This window comes from Ruegeria sp. TASC047 (genome assembly GCF_059612445.1).
The window spans coordinates 33,315-52,563 of the sequence record NZ_JBXWQP010000036.1; the positions used below are offsets into that span (position 1 = coordinate 33,315).

Genomic DNA, 19,249 nt, shown 5'->3' on the forward strand with positions numbered 1-19,249 from the left:
GGCAACAATCAGCCCGTAAAGCACAAAACACATCGGGGGCTTGACGCACGCCTGCGGTTTTTTCCACACTCAAGCTGTGGGGTGATGTTTCGCCCTGCGGCCTGAGGCGGGCAAATTACAGACAGTCCTAGCTGACGCGACTGCGTCGGACGGCCCTTTTCGAGCAGCCATTCTGCAACCTGAAAGAGGGACAACACTCATGCGCGTATTCACCGTCCTCGGGCCCAGCCAGTCGGGCAAATCTACCCTGGTCGAGGCCATCAGCCGCCTCGACGGGCGCCCGACCACATTCGATGTTTCCGGAACCGTGCACTTGCACGGTTTTTCTTACCTGGACGAGCCCTGGTGCGCGGTCGACGTGGATGGGGGTGGCGATTCCCTCGCGTATGTCGGGCCTGCCATGGCAATCTCGGATGCAGCCGTTATCGTGGTACCGCCCGATCCAAATGCCGCCGTGCTGTGCGCGCCTTATCTTCGGCTGGTGGAAGAGGCGGGCATTCCCTGTTTTCTGTTCATCAACCGCATGGACAACCCCAATGGCCGCATCCGCGACATCATCGCTGCGCTGCAAACCTATTGCACGCACCATATCGCCCTGCGTCAGGTCCCGATCCGCGAGGGGGACACGATCATCGGCGCGGTCGATCTGATCTCGGAGCGGGCGTGGAAGTATCAGGAGGGTCAGCCGTCGGCCCTGATAGAGCTGCCCAAATCTGTCGAGGATCGCGAGCAGGAAGCCCGGACCGAGTTGCTTGAAACACTTTCCGATTTCGATGACCACCTGCTGGAACAGCTGATCGAAGACAAACAGCCCCCAAGCGATGAGGTTTATGAGCTGGCCGCGCAAGTTCTGCAGAATCATCAGTTGATCCCCGCCTGTCTGGGCGCCGCAAGCCACGGCAACGGGCTGACTCGCCTGATGAAAGCGCTGCGTCATGAGGCCCCCGAGTTTGATATCGCCGCCGGACGGGACGAGGCCGCCGAAAGCGCCCGTGCCATCGCGGGATTTGCGGATGTCAAAAAGCATATCGGAAAGATCATCGTTCTACGCGGCCTTGGGGACGGGGTGAAAGCGCATGAGGCTTTGGGCGGTGAAACCGTCGGCAACCTGACAACACTGGACGCCAAAACCCAGATCGCCACGCTGGAGGCCGGGCAGATCGGACTGGCGGTCAAGTCCGATCACCTCAACCCCGGATACATTTATGACAGTTCCTCCGCGACGGAACTGCCGGAATGGGCGTCGTCTCATCCGGTCGCGCATCGTCAGGTCGTCTCGCCCGCGCATGAGCGGGACGATGTGCGCCTGTCAAACGCCCTGAGCCGTCTGGCCGAAATCGATCCGGGCCTGCACCTGCAACAGGATGAGATGAGCGGCCATTCGATCCTCGGCTCGCAAGGTCCGCAGCATATGCGCCGCGTGACCGCCAAGCTGGCCGAGGATTTCGGGATCGAGATCGAGGCGGAACAGGTGGAAACCGCCTATCGCGAAACCATCCGCGCAACGGTTGAGCATCGCCATCGCCATCGCAAACAGTCCGGCGGCGCGGGGCAATTCGCAGATGTGGTGATTTCGGTCGCGCCTTTGCCGCGCGGATCGGGGTTCCAGTTCGATGAGGTGGTCAAGGGCGGTGCCGTTCCCAAGAACTACATCCCGTCTGTGGAACACGGAGCCAAGGACGCATTGGAACAAGGCCCCGAAGGCTTTCCCGTAGTTGATGTCAAAGTGACCCTGAGCGATGGCAAACACCACAATGTGGACAGTTCGGATTATGCCTTCCGGACCGCAGGCAAGAACGCGGTGCGCGAGGCATTGCCACAGGCCAAACCTGTCGTCCTGCAACCGATCCTGAGCGCCGAGATACACCTGCCCTCGGCTTTTGTGGGCGATCTCGTACCAACGATCAGCACCCTTCAGGGGCAAGTTCTGGGATTTGAGGGCAACCCGAATGCGACGGGCTGGGAGATATTCAACGCCCAGTTGCCCGCCGTTGCCGAGGACGAGCTGCACCGCACCCTTGCCAGCGCCACGCGCGGGACCGGTTGGGTCAAGCTGAGCTTTGATCACTACGAGGAACTGCGCGGGCCTGTGCCCCAGTCATCTGCACGGGAAAAAGCCAGCGCCTGACGCGCGACACCGGGCGGGCTGTTCTCAGCCCGCCGCTGCGATCAATTCGCGGGTATAGTCGGTCTGGGCATTTTCGAACAAATCCTCGGCCGCGCCCATTTCGACCACATCGCCGTTTCGCATGACAATCACGTTATGCGACATGGCCCGGACCACTTTCAGGTCATGGCTGATGAACAGATAGGCCAGCCCGTATTTCTGTTGCAGATTGCGCAGCAGATCGACGATCTGAACCTGAACGGTCATATCCAGCGCGCTGGTCGGCTCGTCCAAGACCAGCAGTTTGGGCCGCAGAACCATCGCGCGGGCAATGGCGATGCGCTGACGCTGACCGCCGGAGAACTCGTGCGGGTATCGATCCATCGTCGCCGGATCAAGCCCCACTTCGGTCATCACCTCGGCGACAAGTTCGCGTGGCGCGCGGTCCGCGTCGACTTTGTGAATGGCCAGACCTTCCGCAATGATCTGCTGGCAGGTCATCCGCGGGCTGAGGCTGCCAAACGGGTCCTGAAACACGATCTGCATGTCCTTGCGCAACCGGCGCAGTTCCCGCGTGGACCATTTGCGCACATCCTGATCGCGAAAGGTAATGCCACCCTCGGACGCGATCAGCCGCATCATGGCCAGTGCCAGTGTGGTCTTGCCCGACCCGCTTTCGCCAACAATCCCCAACGTCTCACCCGCGCGCACGCTGAGGGTCGCGTCGTTCACCGCTTTCACATATCCAACCGTACGCTTCAGAAACCCGCGCTGGATCGGGAACCAGACCTTGAGGTGGTCGGTGCGTGCGACCTCTTCCGCATCTGTGGCAACGGGTTCAGGCTGACCCGACGGCTCTGCTGCCAGAAGTTTGCGGGTATAGGGGTGCTGCGGGTTTTCGAATATCTCGGCCGTCACGCCGGTTTCGACAATCTCGCCGTCTTTCATCACACAGACCCGATCGGCGATGCGGCGCACAATGCCCAGATCATGGGTGATAAACAGCATCCCCATGTTTTCCGATTTCTGCAATTCAGCCAGCAGCTCGAGGATCTGCGCCTGAATGGTCACATCCAGTGCCGTTGTCGGCTCATCCGCGATCAGGATGTCCGGTTTGTTGGCAAGGGCCATGGCGATCATCACCCGCTGCCGCTGACCGCCTGACAACTGATGCGGATAGCTGTCCAGCCGGTCTTGAGGATCGCGGATACCGACCTTGGTCAGCAATTCGACAATCCTGTCCCGTGCCACATCACCAGCCACACCCTGATGCAGGGCCAGCGATTCAGCCATCTGTTTCTGGATCGTGTGCAAAGGGTTCAGCGACGTCATCGGCTCTTGAAAGATAAAGCTGATGTCGTTGCCCCGCACATCCATCAGACGCTGTTCCGAGGCGCCAATCATCTCTTGCCCGTCATAGGTGACCGAGCCTTCGACCAACGCGCTGTCGCCCAGCAGGGAAACGGTCGATAACGCCGTCACGGATTTTCCTGATCCGGATTCACCCACCAGCGCGACGGTTTCACCGCGGTCCACGGTGAAGGACACGCCTTTGACCGCCGCGTTGATCTGCCCATCCTGACGGAACGAGACCTTGAGGTTTTTCACATCCAGCAAGCTCATGAGAAGGTCTTTCTGGGATCAAACGCATCGCGCACGCCTTCGAATATGAAGACCAGCAGCGACAGCATGATGGCAAAGGTGAAGAAGGCGGTGAAGGCCAGCCACGGGGCCTGCAGGTTCTGCTTGGCCTGCAAGGTCAGCTCTCCCAGCGAGGGGGCCGAGGATGGCAGGCCAAAGCCCAGATAATCCAGCGAAGCCAGCCCGCCGATGGTTCCGGTGACGATGAACGGCATGAAGGTCAGCGTGGCCACCATCGCATTGGGCAGCATATGGCGGAACATGATCGTCATGTTGCCCACGCCCAGCGCCCGCGCGGCGCGCACATATTCAAGGTTCCGCGCCCGCAGGAACTCGGCGCGCACCACGCCAACCAGCCCGGTCCAGCTGAACAGGATCATCAGCGCGACCAGCAACCAGAAACTTCGCCCCAGCACCGCAAACATGATGATGATGACATAAAGCGACGGGGTTGCGGACCAGATCTCGATGATCCGCTGAAAGATCAGGTCCAGCCACCCACCAAAGAACCCTTGTATGGCGCCCGCGAAAATCCCGATAAGGCTTGCCGCGCCCGTCACAAGCAGCGTGAACAGGATCGAAAGGCGAAAGCCGTAAATCACGCGGGCCAGCACGTCGCGCTTGGTATCATCGGTACCCAGCAGGTTCTGGCCGTTGGGCGGCAGGGGCGCCGCGCCGGGCCGGTCCACCGAGGTATTGAAGGAATAGGGGATCAACGGCCAGAGCGACCAGCCGCGTTCAAAACCCTCGGCCTGGAATGTACCGGCGTCGATCTGTTCGATGATGCCTTCGGGATCATCGAAACAGTCTTCCAATCCACCGCTGTCGATCAGGCACTGAACCTCGGGGTCGCGATAGATCGCTTCGGTCTGGAAATCACCGCCAAATTCGGTTTCGGCATAGAAGTTGAAAACCGGCGTAAAGTACTCTCCCCGATACTTTACAAGGATGGGTTTGTCGTTGGCGATGAACTCGGCAAACAACGACAGGCCGAACAATACCGCGAAGATGATCAGCGACCAGAAGGCCCGTCTGTTGCGGCGGAAGTTGCTCCAGCGGCGCTGGTTTAGCGGGGACAAAGCCATTTACCCCTCCCGCTTTTCGAAATCGATGCGCGGGTCGACCAGCACATACATCAGGTCGCTGATGATGCCAACGACCAGCCCCATCAGACCGAAGATGAACAGCGTGCCGAAGATCACCGGGTAATCGCGGGCCACGGCGGCCTCGAACCCCAATCGGCCCAGACCATCCAGCGAGAAGATCGTCTCGATAATAATCGACCCGCCGAAAAACACCCCGATGAACACGGCCGGGAACCCTGCAATCACGATCAGCATCGCGTTGCGAAAGACGTGGCCATAGAGCACTTTACGCTCACTCAGACCCTTGGCACGGGCGGTCATGACATACTGTTTCTTGATCTCATCCAGAAACGAGTTCTTGGTCAGCAGGGTCAATGTCGCAAAGGCCGAGATTGTCAGCGCAATCGTCGGCAGTGCTATGTGCCAGAAATAATCCGTCATCTTGCCAAAGAAACTCAGGCTATCCCAATTGTCCGACGTCAGGCCGCGCAGCGGGAAGATTTGCCAGTATGACCCGCCAGCAAAAAGCACCAGCAGCAGGATCGCAAACAGAAAGCCCGGAATGGCATAGGCCACAATAATCGCCCCGCTTGTCCAGGTATCGAATTGCGATCCATCCTTGACCGCCTTTCGAATACCCAGCGGGATCGAGACCAGATAGGCAATCAGGGTCGACCACAGCCCCAGCGAGATCGAGACCGGCATCTTTTCAAGCACCAGATCGATCACACTGATCGAGCGGAAATAACTCTCGCCGAAATCAAATGTCAGATAGTTGCCCATCATGATCAGGAACCGTTCAAGCGGGGGCTTGTCGAAGCCGAATTCTTTTTCCAGCTCAGCAATAAACTCGGGCGGAAGGCCGCGTGCGCCGACATATTTGTCGTCGAAGACACCGCCCGCCGGTTCGGAACCCGCTCCGGCGTCGCCCCCACCGGCGAACCCGGCGAATACGTCACCCTGACCTTCGATTTGCGCGATGATCTGTTCAACCGGCCCGCCAGGTACGAACTGGACCAGCGTGAAGTTGACGATCATAATACCCAGAAGGGTCGGAATGATCAGCAATAAGCGTCTTAGTATATAGGCGCCCATGTTATCGCAGCGCGCCTTTCGCTTTCAACGCAGCCTGTTTTTCCGGATTGATCCACCACAGATCCAGATAACCCAGCGAATAGGGCGGCAGGTTTTCCGGGTATTCGTACATATCGTAATATGCTGTCCAGAATTCTGCGATGTACCCCACAGGGATTACGAAAAACTCGTACCGCAAGGCGCGATCCAAAGCCATCAACGCCGTGTCCTGATCGGCTTGATTGTCAGTCTCAAAGGACGCCTCGATGATCGCGTCGACCAAGGGGCTGGCCAGACCTGCCGGATTGAACAGGCTAAAGGCCGCTTCTTCCGATCCGTACATCTGGCTCAGACCGCCCCCGGTAGACAAGAACGATCCGTAGCGCGTGGAATAGACCATGTCATAATCCCGCTCGCGGCTGCGCAACGTGTATTGCGCCGGATCCACTTTCTCGGTCGAGGCATCAACCCCGATGGATTGCAGGTTCTGGACATAGGTTTCGATCATCGTTGCAGTCGAGGTCGGCAGATTTGAAGGATATGGAATATTCACCTTCAAAGTCTGCCCTTCGGCATTGCGACGAATATTGCCTTCGCCGACGGACCAGCCTGCCTCATCCAATATCCTGGCAGCTTTGCGCAGGTTCTTTCGGTCATTCAGGCGTGCAGGGTTTGATTCGTGCGCCACAACAGCGGGTTCCGTCAGGACATCTTCTGGAACAACGTCGCCCAACGCCTGCAGGAATGCCAGCTCCGCCCCTTCGGGCAGGCCTTGCGCCTCGATCGGGGTTCCTTGCGTGAAAGAATTCCGCGGCGTGTTCAGGCCGAACAACAATGACTCGTTCGTCCATTCGAAATTGAAGGCCAGGGCCAGGGCCTTGCGGACATTCTTGTCGGCAAATTGCGGCTTTCCAAGGTTGAAGACAAAGCCCGAAGGTGTCGGCGGGCTGCCATCCGCGATCTCATCCCGAATAACTGTGCCTTCATCCAGCTTTGGGAAATCATACCCGGTCGCCCAAAGCTTGGGATCACTTTCGATCCGGAATGTGTATTCACCCGCCTTGAAACCCTCGAACGCTGCCGTTTGATCGGCGAAATACTCAACCCGGATTGTATCAAAGTTGTTGCGCCCGACATTGAAAGGCAGGTCCTTGCCCCAATAATCGTCCCGGCGTTTGTAAACGATGCGGCGATTGATGTCGTAGCTGTCGAGCTTGTAGGGGCCAGAGCCTACCGCCACTTCCAGCCGCGGTTCATCCAGTCGCCGTGTCTCATCCGCCTCGAACCATGCTTTTGAGAAAACAGGAGTTGAGCCGACGGTTTCGATCAGGCTGCGGCGCGTGACTTCGGGATTGAAGGTAAATTTTACGGTATGGTCATCCAACTCCTCGGCTCCTGTCACCATACGGCCAACGGCCTGCGCATAAGACGGCAGGCCCTGTTCGATGAACAAACGGTGGCTGTAGACAACATCTTCCGCCGTGACCGGCGTGCCATCCCAAAAAGTTGCTTCGGGGCGCAGATGGAAAATGACGAAATTGCGCCCTTCGTCATATTCCAGACTTTCCGCAACTACGCCGTAATACTGCCCGACACTGTCTTCGGCACTTTCAAACAGGCGATCATATTGCAATGTGGTCAGCGCACCGGCGCGCCCTTTGCGTGAATAGGGGTTGAGGGAATCGAACGTTCCCGACGCTGCCAACGAAAGTTCCCCACCTTTGGGGGCATCGGGATTCACATAATTCAGATGCGCATAGTCTTCCGGGTAATCCAGATTTCCGAAATACGAATACCCGTGACTGCGGGTGACCCCCTCATCCAGCGCCTGGGCTGTATGCGGAGCAATCAGCGCGGCACAGAGCCCCAAAATGCCAACCCATGGCCTTACCTCAAGATCACGTGCAGCAGGCATCAGGGAAATCATGTGGCTCATCCTCTCGGTCATTGTCACCGTCAATGTCGTAACCGCTAGCTAAAGTGCCAGCACGTGCAGATTCAAGTTTAGAATGCGTGAGCACTTTGTGAAGGTTTCTTCAGACAAAAAAGCCGCTGCGTTGCGGCAGCGGCTTTGAATGGGTCTGATCCCTCAGGCAATCAGTTGCCGATTGTCTGCAGATAGGCAATCACGTCGGCGCGATCTTGCGGCTTTTTCAGGCCGGCAAAGCTCATCGATGTGCCCGAGATATAGTTGCCGGGCTTGGTCAGGAAAGCATCCAGTGCTTCGGGTGTCCAGTTGCCGCCATGCGCCTGCATACCGGCCGAGTACCCGGTGAAGCCGTTGGCGGAGGCGACGGGGCGATTAACCACACCGTACAGGTAAGGGCCGGTGCCGTTTGCACCGTCTTCCAGCTTGTGGCACGCGGTGCATTTGCGGAACACTTTTGCGCCGCTCTCGACGTCTGCGGCGGCCAGCAGGTCTTCAAAGACCACTTCTTCGCCGTTCGCGCTTTCACCCGAGCTTTCGGTTTCGATAATGTAGGCGGCCTCAGCCGAGCCATGGCCACCGGAAGAATAGAGGACATCCGCCCCCCACTTGGCCAGAAGCAGCACCAGGAATGTGCCGAACAGGCCTGCGGCGGCCTTGGTTACTGTCATCGTGTCGAACATTGATCGCGAGTCCATTTCAGCTGTCTGGGCAGCTGTCTAAGGCTTCCCCTTGCGAGAGGCAAGGTATAGACACCGCGACGAAACGACCAAATCACGAACTTGTTGCATGGAATCGACCAAATGACCAATCGCATTGCTTTTCAGGGGGAACCCGGCGCCTACAGTCATGAGGCCTGCCGCAACGCTCGGCCAGATATGGAAGCGCTGCCCTGCCGCACTTTCGAGGATGTGATCGAATCGGTCCGCTCGGGTGCTGCGGATCTGGCAATGCTTCCGGTCGAGAACACGACCTATGGTCGGGTGGCCGATATTCACCGGCTGCTACCCCACAGCGGGCTGCATATCATCGATGAGGCCTTTGTCCGGGTTCATATCAACCTTCTTGCCGTGCCGGGTGCAAAACTGGAAGACATAACCGAGGCGCATTCGCATCTGGTACTGCTGCCGCAATGTGCGGGTTTCCTGAAGGAACACGGCATTCGCGGCCGCGTCAGCCCCGATAACGCCCGCGCCGCCCGCGAAGTGGCCGAGGAAGGCAATCCGCATTCAGCCGCGCTGGCCAGCGAGCTGGCCGGTGAGATCTATAACCTGAACGTTCTGGCCCGCCATATCGAGGATAATGACGACAACACGACCCGCTTTCTTGTCATGTCGCGCGAAACGGATTTGTCCCGCCGGGGCGATCACGGGATGATCACCAGCTTTGTGTTTCAGGTGCGCAACATCCCTGCCGCGCTTTACAAAGCGATGGGCGGGTTTGCCACCAACGGGATCAACATGACCAAGCTCGAAAGCTATATGGTCGACGGCTCCTTCACCGCGACGCAGTTTTACGCGGATATTGTCGGGCATCCCGAAGACCGCAACGTGCAGCTGGCCATGGACGAGCTTGAGCATTTCACGACAAATGTCGAGGTTCTGGGCGTCTATCCGGCAGCACATCCGCGTGGATAATCACGGTTCGCGACGGCATTCCTTTGGGTTTGTTTCGTTGTTGCCCGTTTTTTCGAAGCTGTTTGGCAATGCCGGTGGCCCGTTCACTCTTCGCGTCGCTACGCCTGGAATGGTCGCTCTCTAGCGGTTAATCCGGTAGACCTTTGACACAGACCCATCTTGTGTGCGGTACGTCCGGAAACCCATGGCTTCGTAATAGGCCAGACCTTCGGTATTGCCTGCACCAATTGTTGCATCAATAGCAGGGAGACCATGCGCAAGGGCCGCGTCCAGAGTGTGCGCGAAAAGTGCACGCCCGATCCCAAGCCGGGCGGCTGATGGTCGGATATGGGTTCCAATCACGCCCCACCCCACTGACACGCCGTAGGGGTTGTTTTCGACCGCATATTTCAGGGATTGGAACCCAAGCACGTGACCATTCGGGTCCGTGGCGATTGTACACCGCAATTGATCCGGGTGGCGAATATAGTGCCTTAAGGCAAAATCGACATCGTGGGCTTTGCGCCGCTTGCCAGCCAAGACCAGATCGTGAAGGACGCCAGCGATCCCTTCGGCATCGCTGGCGGATGCGGATTTGAAACTCAGGTGGTCCGATCCCCTCGCACCTGCTGTGCGATCTTGTGTCTTACCCGCCATGCAGGTGCCTCTGCTCCAACTCGCGTGCGAATTCGCTGAGACGCACCTGGAACTGCTTGCGAAATCTGGATTGTCCCAGTTTCATGGATTGCAACAGCAACCGTGCCGGCAGGGACTTGGCGGCGAGTGACATTTCAACGCTCAGGCGCGTCCGGCGCGGGGACAGGGCCAGAAAATCCACGGTCGTGAACCCGGTGATACCCTTGCTGGCAGCGTCAAATCGCATTTGCGAAGGCCTGTCGAAATCCGTCATCACCACCGACATCTGACGCGGCTTTCCGCGCAGTTTGAACTCCGTATTCCATTCGGTTCCGGCAGTCACCGCCGCGCCACCGCCCAAACGGCGCACATCGATGCCACGGCGCATTGCCATACGCTCGAATCGTTCAAAATCCGACACCATGTCGAACACCGATTGGATGGGGGCCTCGATATCTTCTCGCGCTGAAAACTGCATAATGACCTTTGCTGTTTTATTGCTGAGCCAATGTTTCCTCAGTCCAGAGTATCTGCAAGCCAGTTCTGAAGCAGAAAATGAGCGATAGCCCCTTTGCGCGCTGGCAATAGCCTAGGATGATCACCGGCAAAGGCCTGCATCATTTCGGATTTGCTGACCCACATCGCCTCTTCTATCTCGACCGGGTCGATCACGATGTCGCGTGACAGCGCCTCACCCGCACATCCAAACATCAATGAGGCCGGGAACGGCCAGGGCTGGCTGGACAGGTACGAAACCGCACCTACCGGCACGCCCGCCTCTTCCATCACTTCGCGGCGCACTGCTGCCTCAAGCGTTTCGCCGGGCTCAACAAATCCCGCCAGCAAGGAGAACATCCCGTCAGGCCAGCCCGGAGACCGGCCCATCAGCACGCTGTCACCATGCGTGATCAACATGATCACAACCGGATCGGTGCGCGGAAAGTGTTGCCCGCCACAGGACAGGCAACTGCGCTGCCATCCCCCCTGCGACACCTCGCTGGCGGCACCACATCGGGCACAGTAGCGATGCGTTTCATGCCAGCCGATTATTGCCTTTGACGTTGCCGCCAGTTCCGCGTCGCGCGCCGACAGCCGTGTCATGATCCGGCGCAGTTCGGCAAACACGTGGCCTTGCGGTAAATCCGGGTGTTGTTGTTCGGACTTGTCCACGAAGGCGCCCAGACTGGTCAGATCCAGCCCCTCGGCTGTCCATGCGGAAATATCAACGGCAAAGACGGGGGCGCTGTCAGCGCTCAGACCCAAAAACACCGGGGATTCAATGACGCCGCCGGGACCATTGCTGATCAGCGGATGCGTCATTGGGATCATGGCAAGCTGGTCCAGCCCCTCACCCTGTACCAGCAGTTTTCCACGCCACAGCAAGATACAGCGGGCGGCCGGGTTGTGCATCGCCTCGGTCAGCTTGTCCGCATCTCCGCGATACTGCGCCGCCCGATCAAGGCCCGAACCCCCGAAGGTTACCTGCTCTGCGTTTTTCATTGGATTTCCTTTTGATCTTGCGCACAGGGCTGCCACGTCTCGGCCTGTGTTGCAATGGCTATTCAGGGACGGAAAATCCACCACCCTGCCGCTGAAAAGCCGCATGGTGGCCTCGGAAAAATCATCTAGAGTGAATTTTGATGGATTTAATCAATACACACATTCAATAGCAGAATACTCAAAGTGAAGATCCCCTCCTCGACGCAGGTACAGCCCATTGGTGACAGTGGGAAAATTCGCATTCTGGCCACAACCGACCTGCATATGAACTTGACCGGTTTTGACTATTACACCGACACGCCAGACCAGACGGTTGGATTAACGCGCACTGCCAGCCTGATCCGCGCTGCCCGACAAGAGGCCGAACGCGCGCTGGTGCTGATGTTTGACAACGGGGATTCGTTGCAGGGAACCCCAATGGGCGATTGGGCAGCCAATAGTGGCACCGCCCATCCGATGATGAAAGCGTTCCAAGCCCTGGATTATGACGCAATCGGATTGGGCAACCATGATTTCGGGTTCGGGCTGGCGTCATTGGGCAACATCCTGACGCAAGCCCCCTGTCCGGTCGTTTGCAGCAACCTGTATCGCACGCGCGGCCCACAGCCCTGGCAGCGACACACCGTTCTGGACCGCACTGTGTCTTTGAACGGTGAAGACATTCCCGTTCGCATCGGCGTCTTCTCGGTTCTTCCGCCGCAAACGGCCTGTTGGGAGGCGCATAATCTGGATGACGATATCCTCGTCGAGGACATCCTACTTGCGGCAAAGTCCCTGACGCAGACATTGCGCGACGAGGGGTGTGATATCATCGTGGCGCTTGCTCATTCCGGCCTTGGGGGCACCGAACCGGTGGCGGGGATGGAAAACGCCGTGATACCCTTGGCCGCGATCAAAGGCATCGATGCCATTGTGGCCGGGCACACTCACCTGACACTTCCAGGAGAGGGCCATGCCAATACCCCGATGGTCGATCACCTGACGGGGCTGGTACACGGAACACCCGTTGTCATGCCGGGATCAGCGGGCTCTTACCTGGGGGTTATCGATTTGGCCGTGACCGCCGGGCCGGACGGCAAAGTGCAAATCCGGGATTACCGCGTCGAACTGCGACCGGTTATCAGCAACGGCACAGCCGTCGGGGAAGACAGTGAAATTGCGGGTTTGTGTGAGGTGGCACATCGTATGACCCGTCAATCCGTTGCCGCACCGGTGGCACATATCCCGGATACATTGCACAGCTATTTCAGTTGCTGTGCGCCGGATCGCGGGCTGACCCTTGTAGCTGCGGCGCAAGCCGCCGCACTGCGCCCGTTTTTGCAGGGAACAGACCTGGCGGCTCTGCCGATTTTGTCGGTTGTTTCGCCTGCCAAATCCGGCGGACGCTCAGGCCCGCGCCATTATACCGAGGTACCCGCCGGAGAAATATGTTTGCGCCATGTCGCGGATCTGCATGTGTTTCCCAACGAGTTGCGTGCAATCCGGATCAGCGGTGCGCATCTGTTGGACTGGTTGGAGATGTCGGCCAGCGTATTCAACCAGTTAAAGCCCGGTTCCGAACCCGAGCTGATCAACCCTGAACGGGCCGGATACAATTTCGACATCGTGTTTGGACTGTCTTATCAGATCGATCCCACGCGGCCGCCTCGTTACGATGCGCAGGGGAAAATAACCCGCCCCGACCAAAAGCGGATCAGCGATCTGACATATGCAGGCCGTCCCGTACGACCGGAGCAGATGTTCGTTATGGCGCTGAACAATTACCGCGCCAGCGGAGGCGGGCATTTCCCGCATGCGACAACGTCTGAGCTGATCAGCCTGCCACCGCTGAGCATCAAGGACCTTGTGCAGGATTACCTGGCGCAGCACCTTCCGCCCGATCCGATCGCCACGCAGCACTACCCGTTCTCGTTGATGCCGCAACGGGGCGTGACAACAATTCTTCGCACAGGTCCAGGCGCCCTGAAATATCTGGATGAGTTGCACAGGTTCGATCCCGTGTCGCTGGGCTCGGATGGCTTGGGATTTGAACGCATTCGCCTGACGCTCTGATGGGTTGTCTTTTCCCGATGCCTTCCCTATATCCGGACTCGAGAGGTTGGCGCGGGCGAGCGCCTCGCCAACCTGGTCAGGTCCGGAAGGAAGCAGCCACAACGAGCCCCGCTTGGGTCGATGTCCAACCTCTCACTTCGTGAACCACAGCCGCAGGAGGGCTTTATGATTGTAGTGAAAACCCTTCGGGCAGACTGGTTCTGATTCACCGGAATCACCGGACTGCCTGAACACACGACCTGCGGATGCGCGATTGCCATCCGTTGGCATTGCTGTTTCTGAAAACAGGCAGATAAATGTCTTATACGCTTTCGGACCTGGGATGGTCCTCTCACTTTGCCGCGCAACACGCGGCTTTTCCTTCCGACACGCCCTTTCGCGTCGCCTCCGTTCATCGGGACCGTCTGATCGGGCTGAGCCCGAATGGTGAAATCCCTTTGCGGACACCGGATAATTCGACCGGTTCATATGCCGTCGGGGATTGGGTTCTTGCGGACGCCGAATTCCGCGTGCGTCACCTTCTGGACCGGCGCAGCCTGCTGCAACGCAGGGCTGCCGGTACAGGTGCCGCAACACAACTGATTGCCGCTAATGTCGATGTGTTGTTCATCGTCAGCTCGTGCAACGCCGATTTCAACCTGCCCCGGCTGGAACGTTATATGGCGCTGGCGCATCAGGCCGGATGTTATCCGGTCGCTGTCCTAACGAAAGCTGACCAGTCGGATGACCCCGGCAGTTTCTCGGGACAAGTGCAATCTCTGGACCCTCTTCTGTCGGTGCTGGCGGTCAATGCGCTGGACCCGGCAGATGTCGAAAAGGTTCTGGCATGGTGCCCCAAAGGCCAGACCGGCGCGCTGGTCGGGTCGTCGGGCGTAGGTAAAACGACGCTCAGTAACGCCATGACGGATCAAAACCTCGCCACGTCTGGAATTCGCGAAGACGACGCACGGGGCAGACACACGACAACGGTGCGCGCGTTGCACAGGATGGGTAACGGTGGCTGGCTGATCGACACGCCGGGAATGCGCGCATTGCGTTTGCTGGACGCTCAGGACGGGATCGACAACGTGTTCTCGGACATCACGGAGCTTGGCCAAAGCTGTCGCTTTTCGGATTGTCAGCACGAGACCGAGCCCGGCTGTGCCGTGCAGAACGCAATCGGCGAAGGCGTACTTGACCCGACCCGGCTGGACCGTTGGCGCAAGCTGCGGCGCGAAGATCAGCGAAACTCGGAAACCGTTGCCCAATCGCGGGCGCGGGACAAGGCGTTCGGCAAGATGGTGCGCGGTGTCATGCAGGACAAGAAGCTTCGCAAACGGCCATAACTGCAAGGTGTTAGGAAAACCTGCGTCGCGTCTGATCAGGCGATCAGGCGCGGCCAGACCGCGGCATTGCGACGGGCAAATGCTCCGATATGGCCTATTTCCGGCAGTCCGAATTCAGCAGGCTTCAGAAGGTGGCGTCTGGCCTCGGGGCCATACAGATCAGCAAGGCGCCAAACCGCCTCGGGCGGAACCATCTGGTCATCTTCGAACGTGAACAGATCCACTGGTACTCCCGAGCCGTTCCAACGCGCATCAGGCAATTCCTGCCCTACCTCGGGCACATAGTTCAGGGGGGCTGTGCACCATTTGCGCCATTGCCAGTAAACCGAGGCGGGCAGGTCCGACCCAAACCCGATTGCTTTGCCAGGCAGATAGCCAAGTGCCCGCACCATCAGCGGTGCATGGCCATACCAGAACAGCCCAGCCAACCCCCGATAGGGCCATGGGTGATCTTTCAAAGTCACCAGCCCCGAACACACACCGATCATTCGGTCGATCTGGTCGATATCCGGTTGCACCGGCCCCAGCATCGCACCGACCGAATGGCCGATGGTCCACTGCTGCGCCATTGGAAACCGCCTGCGCATTTCGGCCCGTGCCGCAGGCATATCGATCAACGCCCAATCCGCCATTGTCGCGGTTGCATCTTTCAGGTGGCCGACCAAAGAAAGCCCGTAGTCCCGATAGTCATAGGTCAGGCAAGCTATCCCCCGCTCGGCGGCCAGCCATCGCGCGAAGTGTTGATAATAGTCACGCGGCACACCCGTGGCACTGTTAAGTACGACAACGGTTTCCGGCTCACCCACTGGCCGATGCACCCGCGCCGACAAGGTCACAGACCCGGACGGAAAGCGGAAATCTTCGATCAACACCGTCTGTTCCGTATCCAACATGATCCCCGGCTTTCGCTGAAACAATCGGTATGCCTGCCTTCGATGCCGACGACACTAGGCCGGAACATAATCCGCATCCAGCATGACCAAACGTCCGGCCTAAAGATCGGCTTGACTCGGAACGCGATCAGGCGCTAGCGGTTGTGTGATGGTTTCCGGCCCCCACAAGAGGTCGGGATGAAAAGGGAACACGGTGCGGTTTGTCTGGTCACACAGATATCAACCAAGTCCGCGACTGCCCCCGCAACTGTAAGCGGTAAGCAATGCCGAAATACCACTGGCCCATGGGCTGGGAAGGTCGGCAGAGCAATGACCCGCAAGTCAGGAGACCTGCCATCGGAACTGAAACCGAAACTCGGGCGGGGTGTCCGTGCAGGTCCTGACAGCGAGATGCTGTCCCACCTGCCCCAATATCCAGCCCACCACGCGCGGAGGGCGCAGGATGATCTGGAAGACAAAGTCACACGAATACAGCGCAACAGTGTGCCAGCGGACGGGCAAAACCTGCCCGGCTTTGGCGCGACTGGCCCGCTCGACTTCCGAAGCCATGGCGCAGGCGGTTTCGGCCACCAGCGAGGATTTCGAGTTTGAAGGCAGAAGCGCGCTGTCACATTGCGCGGAAGGGTGCATGGCAACGATCCGAGCGCGATCCGACAGCGTTCGCGTTTTCTGTGGGGCGCACCCTGATACGGCAATTCGGGACCTGGATGCCTATGCCGATTTGATCTTCGGACCTATATTCAGCACGCTGCCCTCGGGCACTGTCGCGAACCCGCCTTGCGCCATGATCGAGGTTTCAATGATCCGGCCCCGGAAAACCGGCTACGCGCCCCAGCAGCTGTCAGCTTGATCCCACTTCCACCTGTGCCGGGGTGATCCGGGACGCCCAGGCCAGCTGCGTATCGGTTTCGACGGCGCAGGGGCGCACGGCCCGCAGGCGGTCCAGTGCGTCGCTGGCGCGTTCACCGCATTCAACCATCAGTCGGAGAACAATCATCCCGGATCTGCCGCACCCCCCACGGCAATGCACAAGAACCCGGCCACCGCCCGACAGCGCATGTCGGGCCGTGGCGCTGACCTCTGGCCAGGCCTTCTGAACCGCCTGCGTCGGTGCTCCAAAATCTTCGATCGGCAGGTGAACCCACCGGCTGGCACGGCTTTGGATGTCGCTGCCAAAGTGCTGCGCGCCATCCTGAAGCATTTCAACATCCGTCGTCATTGAAATCACAAGGCCCGGTTTCCACGCCGCAATCATATCCAGATCGCCGACGTAATCCCCGCCACGCCCGGGCATTGAAGTAAGGGCAAGCGTTCCGCCTCCGACCTGCAGAGCAAAAATGACCAGCTGCGACATGAAGTGCGTCCTCCCCCAAGGTACTCTTTAAGAAATGAGTCATTAAATCCGCTGGACCAGTTTAGTTGGAAACCAGCCCGTTTCTGAAACAAAAAATCATCGCGCCCCGCAGTGGACGCGGAGTGCCGCCGCCACTACGCTGTGCCGAAACACCGAATCCGAGCGAGAAGACATGACAGACACGCCAAGCCCCGCCTATCAGGTTCTCGCCCGCAAATACCGTCCGGAAACCTTTGCCGACCTGGTGGGTCAAGATGCTATGGTGCGCACCCTAAAAAACGCCTTCGAGGCCGACCGGATTGCGCAGGCCTTTATCATGACCGGCATTCGCGGAACGGGAAAAACCACCACGGCGCGGATCATCGCCAAGGGCATGAACTGCATCGGGCCGGATGGAACCGGAGGGCCGACAACCGAGCCTTGCGGTCAGTGCGAGCATTGCGTCGCAATCATGGAAGGTCGCCATGTCGATGTGATGGAAATGGATGCGGCCAGCCGTACCGGCGTCAACGATATCCGCGAGATCATCGACAGTGTCCGCTATCGCGCCGCCAGCGCGCGCTACAAGATCTACATCATCGACGAGGTTCACATGCTCTCGACCAGCGCATTCAACGCGCTGCTCAAGACGCTCGAGGAACCGCCCGCACACGTGAAATTCATCTTCGCGACCACCGAGATTCGCAAAGTGCCGGTCACGGTTCTGTCGCGGTGTCAGCGTTTTGACCTGCGCCGGATCGAGCCCGAAGACATGATCGGCCTGCTGCGCAAGATCGCCGGGGCGGAGAGCGCGCAGATCGCCGACGATGCGCTGGCGCTGATCACCCGCGCCGCAGAAGGATCGGCCCGCGACGCGACCTCACTGCTGGATCAGGCTATCTCGCACGGGGCCGGTGAGACGACGGCGGATCAGGTCCGTGCGATGCTGGGTCTGGCCGATCGTGGTCGGGTTCTGGACCTGATGGACATGATCCTGCGCGGTGACGCGGCAGGGGCGCTCACTGAACTGAGCGGTCAATATGCGGAAGGCGCAGACCCTCTGGCCGTGCTGCGCGATCTGGCCGAAATCACGCATTGGGTGTCCGTCGTAAAGATCACACCTGACGCGGCCGAAGACCCGACAGTTTCCCCCGACGAACGCACACGGGGCCAGCACATGGCCGAGGCCTTGCCGATGCGGGTTCTGACTCGCATGTGGCAAATGCTGCTGAAGGCGCTGGAGGAAGTCTCTGCCGCGCCCAACGCGATGATGGCCGCCGAAATGGCTGTTATCCGACTGACGCATGTCGCCGATTTGCCCAGCCCCGAAGAGCTGATCAAACGGCTGCAAGACGCCCCACCTTCGCCTCCCGGCGGGCCGGGCGGGGGCATGTCACTGTCCCGGCAGGCCACTGTGGCAACGCAATCCAACGCGACCCCGCCGCCTGCCTATACATCGCCCCCGCGCGGCGCGGGTGGCGCACCGGTTGCCGCACTGGCGCAGGATGCACAGACGGCCCTGGCCCGCTATCCAACCTTCGGGCATGTGGTGGAACTGATCCGCACGAACCGCGATGTGAAACTGCTTGTCGAGGTGGAAAGCGGCGTGCGCCTTGTATCGTACCAGCCCGGCCGGATCGAATTCACCCCGACACCTCAGGCACCGTCGGATCTGGCGTCTCGTTTGGGCTCTGCCCTGCAACGCTGGACCGGCAATCGGTGGGCCGTCTCCATTGTCTCGGACGGAGATGCCGCGACCATCACGGAAGTGCGGGACCGGGCCGAGCTGGCCCTGAAAGCCGAGGCCGAAGAACACCCGCTGGTTCAGGCCGTGCTGACGCAATTCCCCAAGGCAAAGATCATTAGGATCGAAACACCTGAACAGCGCGCCGCCAAGGTTGAGACCGAAGCCCTTCCCGAAGTCGAAGAGGAATGGGACCCGTTCGAAGAGGACTAGCCCTAAGCCCGCGGGTCCAAGTTTCAAGAAACCGGCATACTCACCCCCTTCCACGATGCACCTGAGGGAGGGAATGCGGGCACATAAATGATCGGTCCGCGAC

At 59.2% G+C, this 19,249-nt stretch carries 17 protein-coding genes, 1 other RNA gene and 1 riboswitch; of the genes, 7 read left to right on the top strand and 11 right to left on the bottom strand.

Going from position 1 to position 19,249, the window contains the following annotated elements; translation table 11 throughout:
* Positions 1–199: 199 nt before the first annotated feature.
* The gene (locus AC2FLO_RS14390; RefSeq protein ID WP_267363533.1) at positions 200–2,128 is read left to right on the top strand and encodes an elongation factor G; all 1,929 of its coding nucleotides are present in this window, start codon (positions 200–202) and stop codon (positions 2,126–2,128) included.
* A 24-nt stretch (positions 2,129–2,152) separates the two neighbouring features.
* On the opposite strand, the gene AC2FLO_RS14395 is transcribed toward AC2FLO_RS14390, so the two are convergent.
* From AC2FLO_RS14395 to AC2FLO_RS14415, 5 genes are all read right to left on the bottom strand, one after another.
* Positions 2,153–3,730, bottom strand: coding sequence for an ABC transporter ATP-binding protein (locus AC2FLO_RS14395; protein ID WP_496754552.1), 1,578 nt, complete (start codon positions 3,728–3,730; stop codon positions 2,153–2,155).
* Positions 3,727–4,833, bottom strand: coding sequence for an ABC transporter permease (locus tag AC2FLO_RS14400; RefSeq protein WP_267363535.1), 1,107 nt, complete (start codon positions 4,831–4,833; stop codon positions 3,727–3,729). The genes AC2FLO_RS14395 and AC2FLO_RS14400 overlap by 4 nt, the downstream gene beginning before the upstream one ends.
* The gene (locus AC2FLO_RS14405) at positions 4,834–5,928 is read right to left on the bottom strand and encodes a microcin C ABC transporter permease YejB (protein WP_496754554.1); all 1,095 of its coding nucleotides are present in this window, start codon (positions 5,926–5,928) and stop codon (positions 4,834–4,836) included.
* A gap of 1 nt (position 5,929) precedes the next feature.
* On the bottom strand, positions 5,930–7,834 hold the full coding sequence (locus AC2FLO_RS14410) for an extracellular solute-binding protein (protein WP_496811709.1): 1,905 nt from the start codon (positions 7,832–7,834) through the stop codon (positions 5,930–5,932).
* A gap of 170 nt (positions 7,835–8,004) precedes the next feature.
* A complete protein-coding gene (locus AC2FLO_RS14415) occupies positions 8,005–8,517 on the bottom strand; it encodes a c-type cytochrome (protein WP_267363544.1) in 513 nt (170 codons plus the stop codon).
* A gap of 120 nt (positions 8,518–8,637) precedes the next feature.
* Here AC2FLO_RS14415 and AC2FLO_RS14420 point away from each other — a divergent pair, with 120 nt between their 5' ends.
* On the top strand, positions 8,638–9,471 hold the full coding sequence (locus AC2FLO_RS14420) for a prephenate dehydratase (RefSeq protein WP_267363539.1): 834 nt from the start codon (positions 8,638–8,640) through the stop codon (positions 9,469–9,471).
* 120 nt (positions 9,472–9,591) lie between these two features.
* On the opposite strand, the gene AC2FLO_RS14425 is transcribed toward AC2FLO_RS14420, so the two are convergent.
* The 3 genes from AC2FLO_RS14425 to nudC are packed head-to-tail and all read right to left on the bottom strand — an operon-like array spanning position 9,592 to position 11,586.
* Entirely contained in the window at positions 9,592–10,107 is a 516-nt protein-coding gene (locus AC2FLO_RS14425; protein ID WP_480588752.1) for a GNAT family N-acetyltransferase, read from the bottom strand.
* Positions 10,097–10,564: an SRPBCC family protein gene (locus AC2FLO_RS14430; RefSeq protein WP_267363541.1), complete on the bottom strand. Its 468-nt coding sequence runs from the start codon at positions 10,562–10,564 to the stop codon at positions 10,097–10,099. Before AC2FLO_RS14430 ends, AC2FLO_RS14425 begins: the two co-directional genes overlap by 11 nt.
* A 38-nt stretch (positions 10,565–10,602) precedes the next feature.
* Positions 10,603–11,586, bottom strand: coding sequence for an NAD(+) diphosphatase (nudC, locus tag AC2FLO_RS14435; protein WP_480588751.1), 984 nt, complete (start codon positions 11,584–11,586; stop codon positions 10,603–10,605).
* Between the two features lie 183 nt (positions 11,587–11,769).
* Between nudC and AC2FLO_RS14440 the strand changes: the two genes are divergently transcribed.
* The 3 genes from AC2FLO_RS14440 (at position 11,770) to rsgA (ending at position 14,963) form a co-directional block, all read left to right on the top strand.
* Positions 11,770–13,638, top strand: coding sequence for a bifunctional 2',3'-cyclic-nucleotide 2'-phosphodiesterase/3'-nucleotidase (locus AC2FLO_RS14440; RefSeq protein WP_496754557.1), 1,869 nt, complete (start codon positions 11,770–11,772; stop codon positions 13,636–13,638).
* Between the two features lie 39 nt (positions 13,639–13,677).
* An RNA gene (gene ffs / locus AC2FLO_RS14445) (signal recognition particle sRNA small type) lies at positions 13,678–13,776 on the top strand.
* Positions 13,777–13,934: 158 nt separating this feature from the next.
* The gene (rsgA, locus tag AC2FLO_RS14450; RefSeq protein ID WP_496754559.1) at positions 13,935–14,963 is read left to right on the top strand and encodes a ribosome small subunit-dependent GTPase A; all 1,029 of its coding nucleotides are present in this window, start codon (positions 13,935–13,937) and stop codon (positions 14,961–14,963) included.
* Positions 14,964–14,998: 35 nt separating this feature from the next.
* Here rsgA and AC2FLO_RS14455 read toward each other — a convergent pair whose 3' ends face one another.
* Together AC2FLO_RS14455 and AC2FLO_RS14460 are read right to left on the bottom strand one after the other, a co-directional pair.
* Complete coding sequence (locus tag AC2FLO_RS14455; RefSeq protein WP_496754561.1) at positions 14,999–15,856, bottom strand: alpha/beta hydrolase family protein; 858 nt, start codon at positions 15,854–15,856, stop codon at positions 14,999–15,001.
* A gap of 133 nt (positions 15,857–15,989) precedes the next feature.
* A riboswitch (cobalamin riboswitch) is annotated at positions 15,990–16,208 on the top strand.
* Complete coding sequence (locus AC2FLO_RS14460) at positions 16,178–16,486, bottom strand: hypothetical protein (protein ID WP_496754563.1); 309 nt, start codon at positions 16,484–16,486, stop codon at positions 16,178–16,180. It overlaps the preceding riboswitch by 31 nt.
* Between AC2FLO_RS14460 and AC2FLO_RS14465 the strand changes: the two genes are divergently transcribed.
* Positions 16,485–16,706 carry a hypothetical protein gene (locus tag AC2FLO_RS14465; protein ID WP_496754564.1) on the top strand — a complete coding sequence of 74 codons (222 nt, stop codon included), beginning with the start codon at positions 16,485–16,487 and terminating at the stop codon, positions 16,704–16,706. The genes AC2FLO_RS14460 and AC2FLO_RS14465 overlap by 2 nt on opposite strands.
* On the opposite strand, the gene AC2FLO_RS14470 is transcribed toward AC2FLO_RS14465, so the two are convergent.
* Complete coding sequence (locus AC2FLO_RS14470) at positions 16,698–17,210, bottom strand: protein-tyrosine phosphatase family protein (protein ID WP_496754566.1); 513 nt, start codon at positions 17,208–17,210, stop codon at positions 16,698–16,700. The genes AC2FLO_RS14465 and AC2FLO_RS14470 overlap by 9 nt on opposite strands.
* Positions 17,211–17,382: 172 nt before the next feature.
* Between AC2FLO_RS14470 and AC2FLO_RS14475 the strand changes: the two genes are divergently transcribed.
* Positions 17,383–19,146 carry a DNA polymerase III subunit gamma/tau gene (locus tag AC2FLO_RS14475; RefSeq protein WP_496754568.1) on the top strand — a complete coding sequence of 588 codons (1,764 nt, stop codon included), beginning with the start codon at positions 17,383–17,385 and terminating at the stop codon, positions 19,144–19,146.
* The last annotated feature ends 103 nt before the right edge of the window (positions 19,147–19,249 follow it).

Coding starts and splice junctions, on each gene's coding strand:
- AC2FLO_RS14390 (WP_267363533.1), top strand. CDS start 200: ATGCGCGTATTCACCGTCCTCGGGCCCAGCCAGTCGGGCAAATCTACC.
- AC2FLO_RS14395 (WP_496754552.1), bottom strand. CDS start 3,730: ATGAGCTTGCTGGATGTGAAAAACCTCAAGGTCTCGTTCCGTCAGGAT.
- AC2FLO_RS14400 (WP_267363535.1), bottom strand. CDS start 4,833: ATGGCTTTGTCCCCGCTAAACCAGCGCCGCTGGAGCAACTTCCGCCGC.
- AC2FLO_RS14405 (WP_496754554.1), bottom strand. CDS start 5,928: ATGGGCGCCTATATACTAAGACGCTTATTGCTGATCATTCCGACCCTT.
- AC2FLO_RS14410 (WP_496811709.1), bottom strand. CDS start 7,834: ATGATTTCCCTGATGCCTGCTGCACGTGATCTTGAGGTAAGGCCATGG.
- AC2FLO_RS14415 (WP_267363544.1), bottom strand. CDS start 8,517: ATGTTCGACACGATGACAGTAACCAAGGCCGCCGCAGGCCTGTTCGGC.
- AC2FLO_RS14420 (WP_267363539.1), top strand. CDS start 8,638: ATGACCAATCGCATTGCTTTTCAGGGGGAACCCGGCGCCTACAGTCAT.
- AC2FLO_RS14425 (WP_480588752.1), bottom strand. CDS start 10,107: ATGGCGGGTAAGACACAAGATCGCACAGCAGGTGCGAGGGGATCGGAC.
- AC2FLO_RS14430 (WP_267363541.1), bottom strand. CDS start 10,564: ATGCAGTTTTCAGCGCGAGAAGATATCGAGGCCCCCATCCAATCGGTG.
- nudC (WP_480588751.1), bottom strand. CDS start 11,586: ATGAAAAACGCAGAGCAGGTAACCTTCGGGGGTTCGGGCCTTGATCGG.
- rsgA (WP_496754559.1), top strand. CDS start 13,935: ATGTCTTATACGCTTTCGGACCTGGGATGGTCCTCTCACTTTGCCGCG.
- AC2FLO_RS14455 (WP_496754561.1), bottom strand. CDS start 15,856: ATGTTGGATACGGAACAGACGGTGTTGATCGAAGATTTCCGCTTTCCG.
- AC2FLO_RS14465 (WP_496754564.1), top strand. CDS start 16,485: ATGGCAACGATCCGAGCGCGATCCGACAGCGTTCGCGTTTTCTGTGGG.
- AC2FLO_RS14460 (WP_496754563.1), bottom strand. CDS start 16,486: ATGCACCCTTCCGCGCAATGTGACAGCGCGCTTCTGCCTTCAAACTCG.
- AC2FLO_RS14470 (WP_496754566.1), bottom strand. CDS start 17,210: ATGTCGCAGCTGGTCATTTTTGCTCTGCAGGTCGGAGGCGGAACGCTT.
- AC2FLO_RS14475 (WP_496754568.1), top strand. CDS start 17,383: ATGACAGACACGCCAAGCCCCGCCTATCAGGTTCTCGCCCGCAAATAC.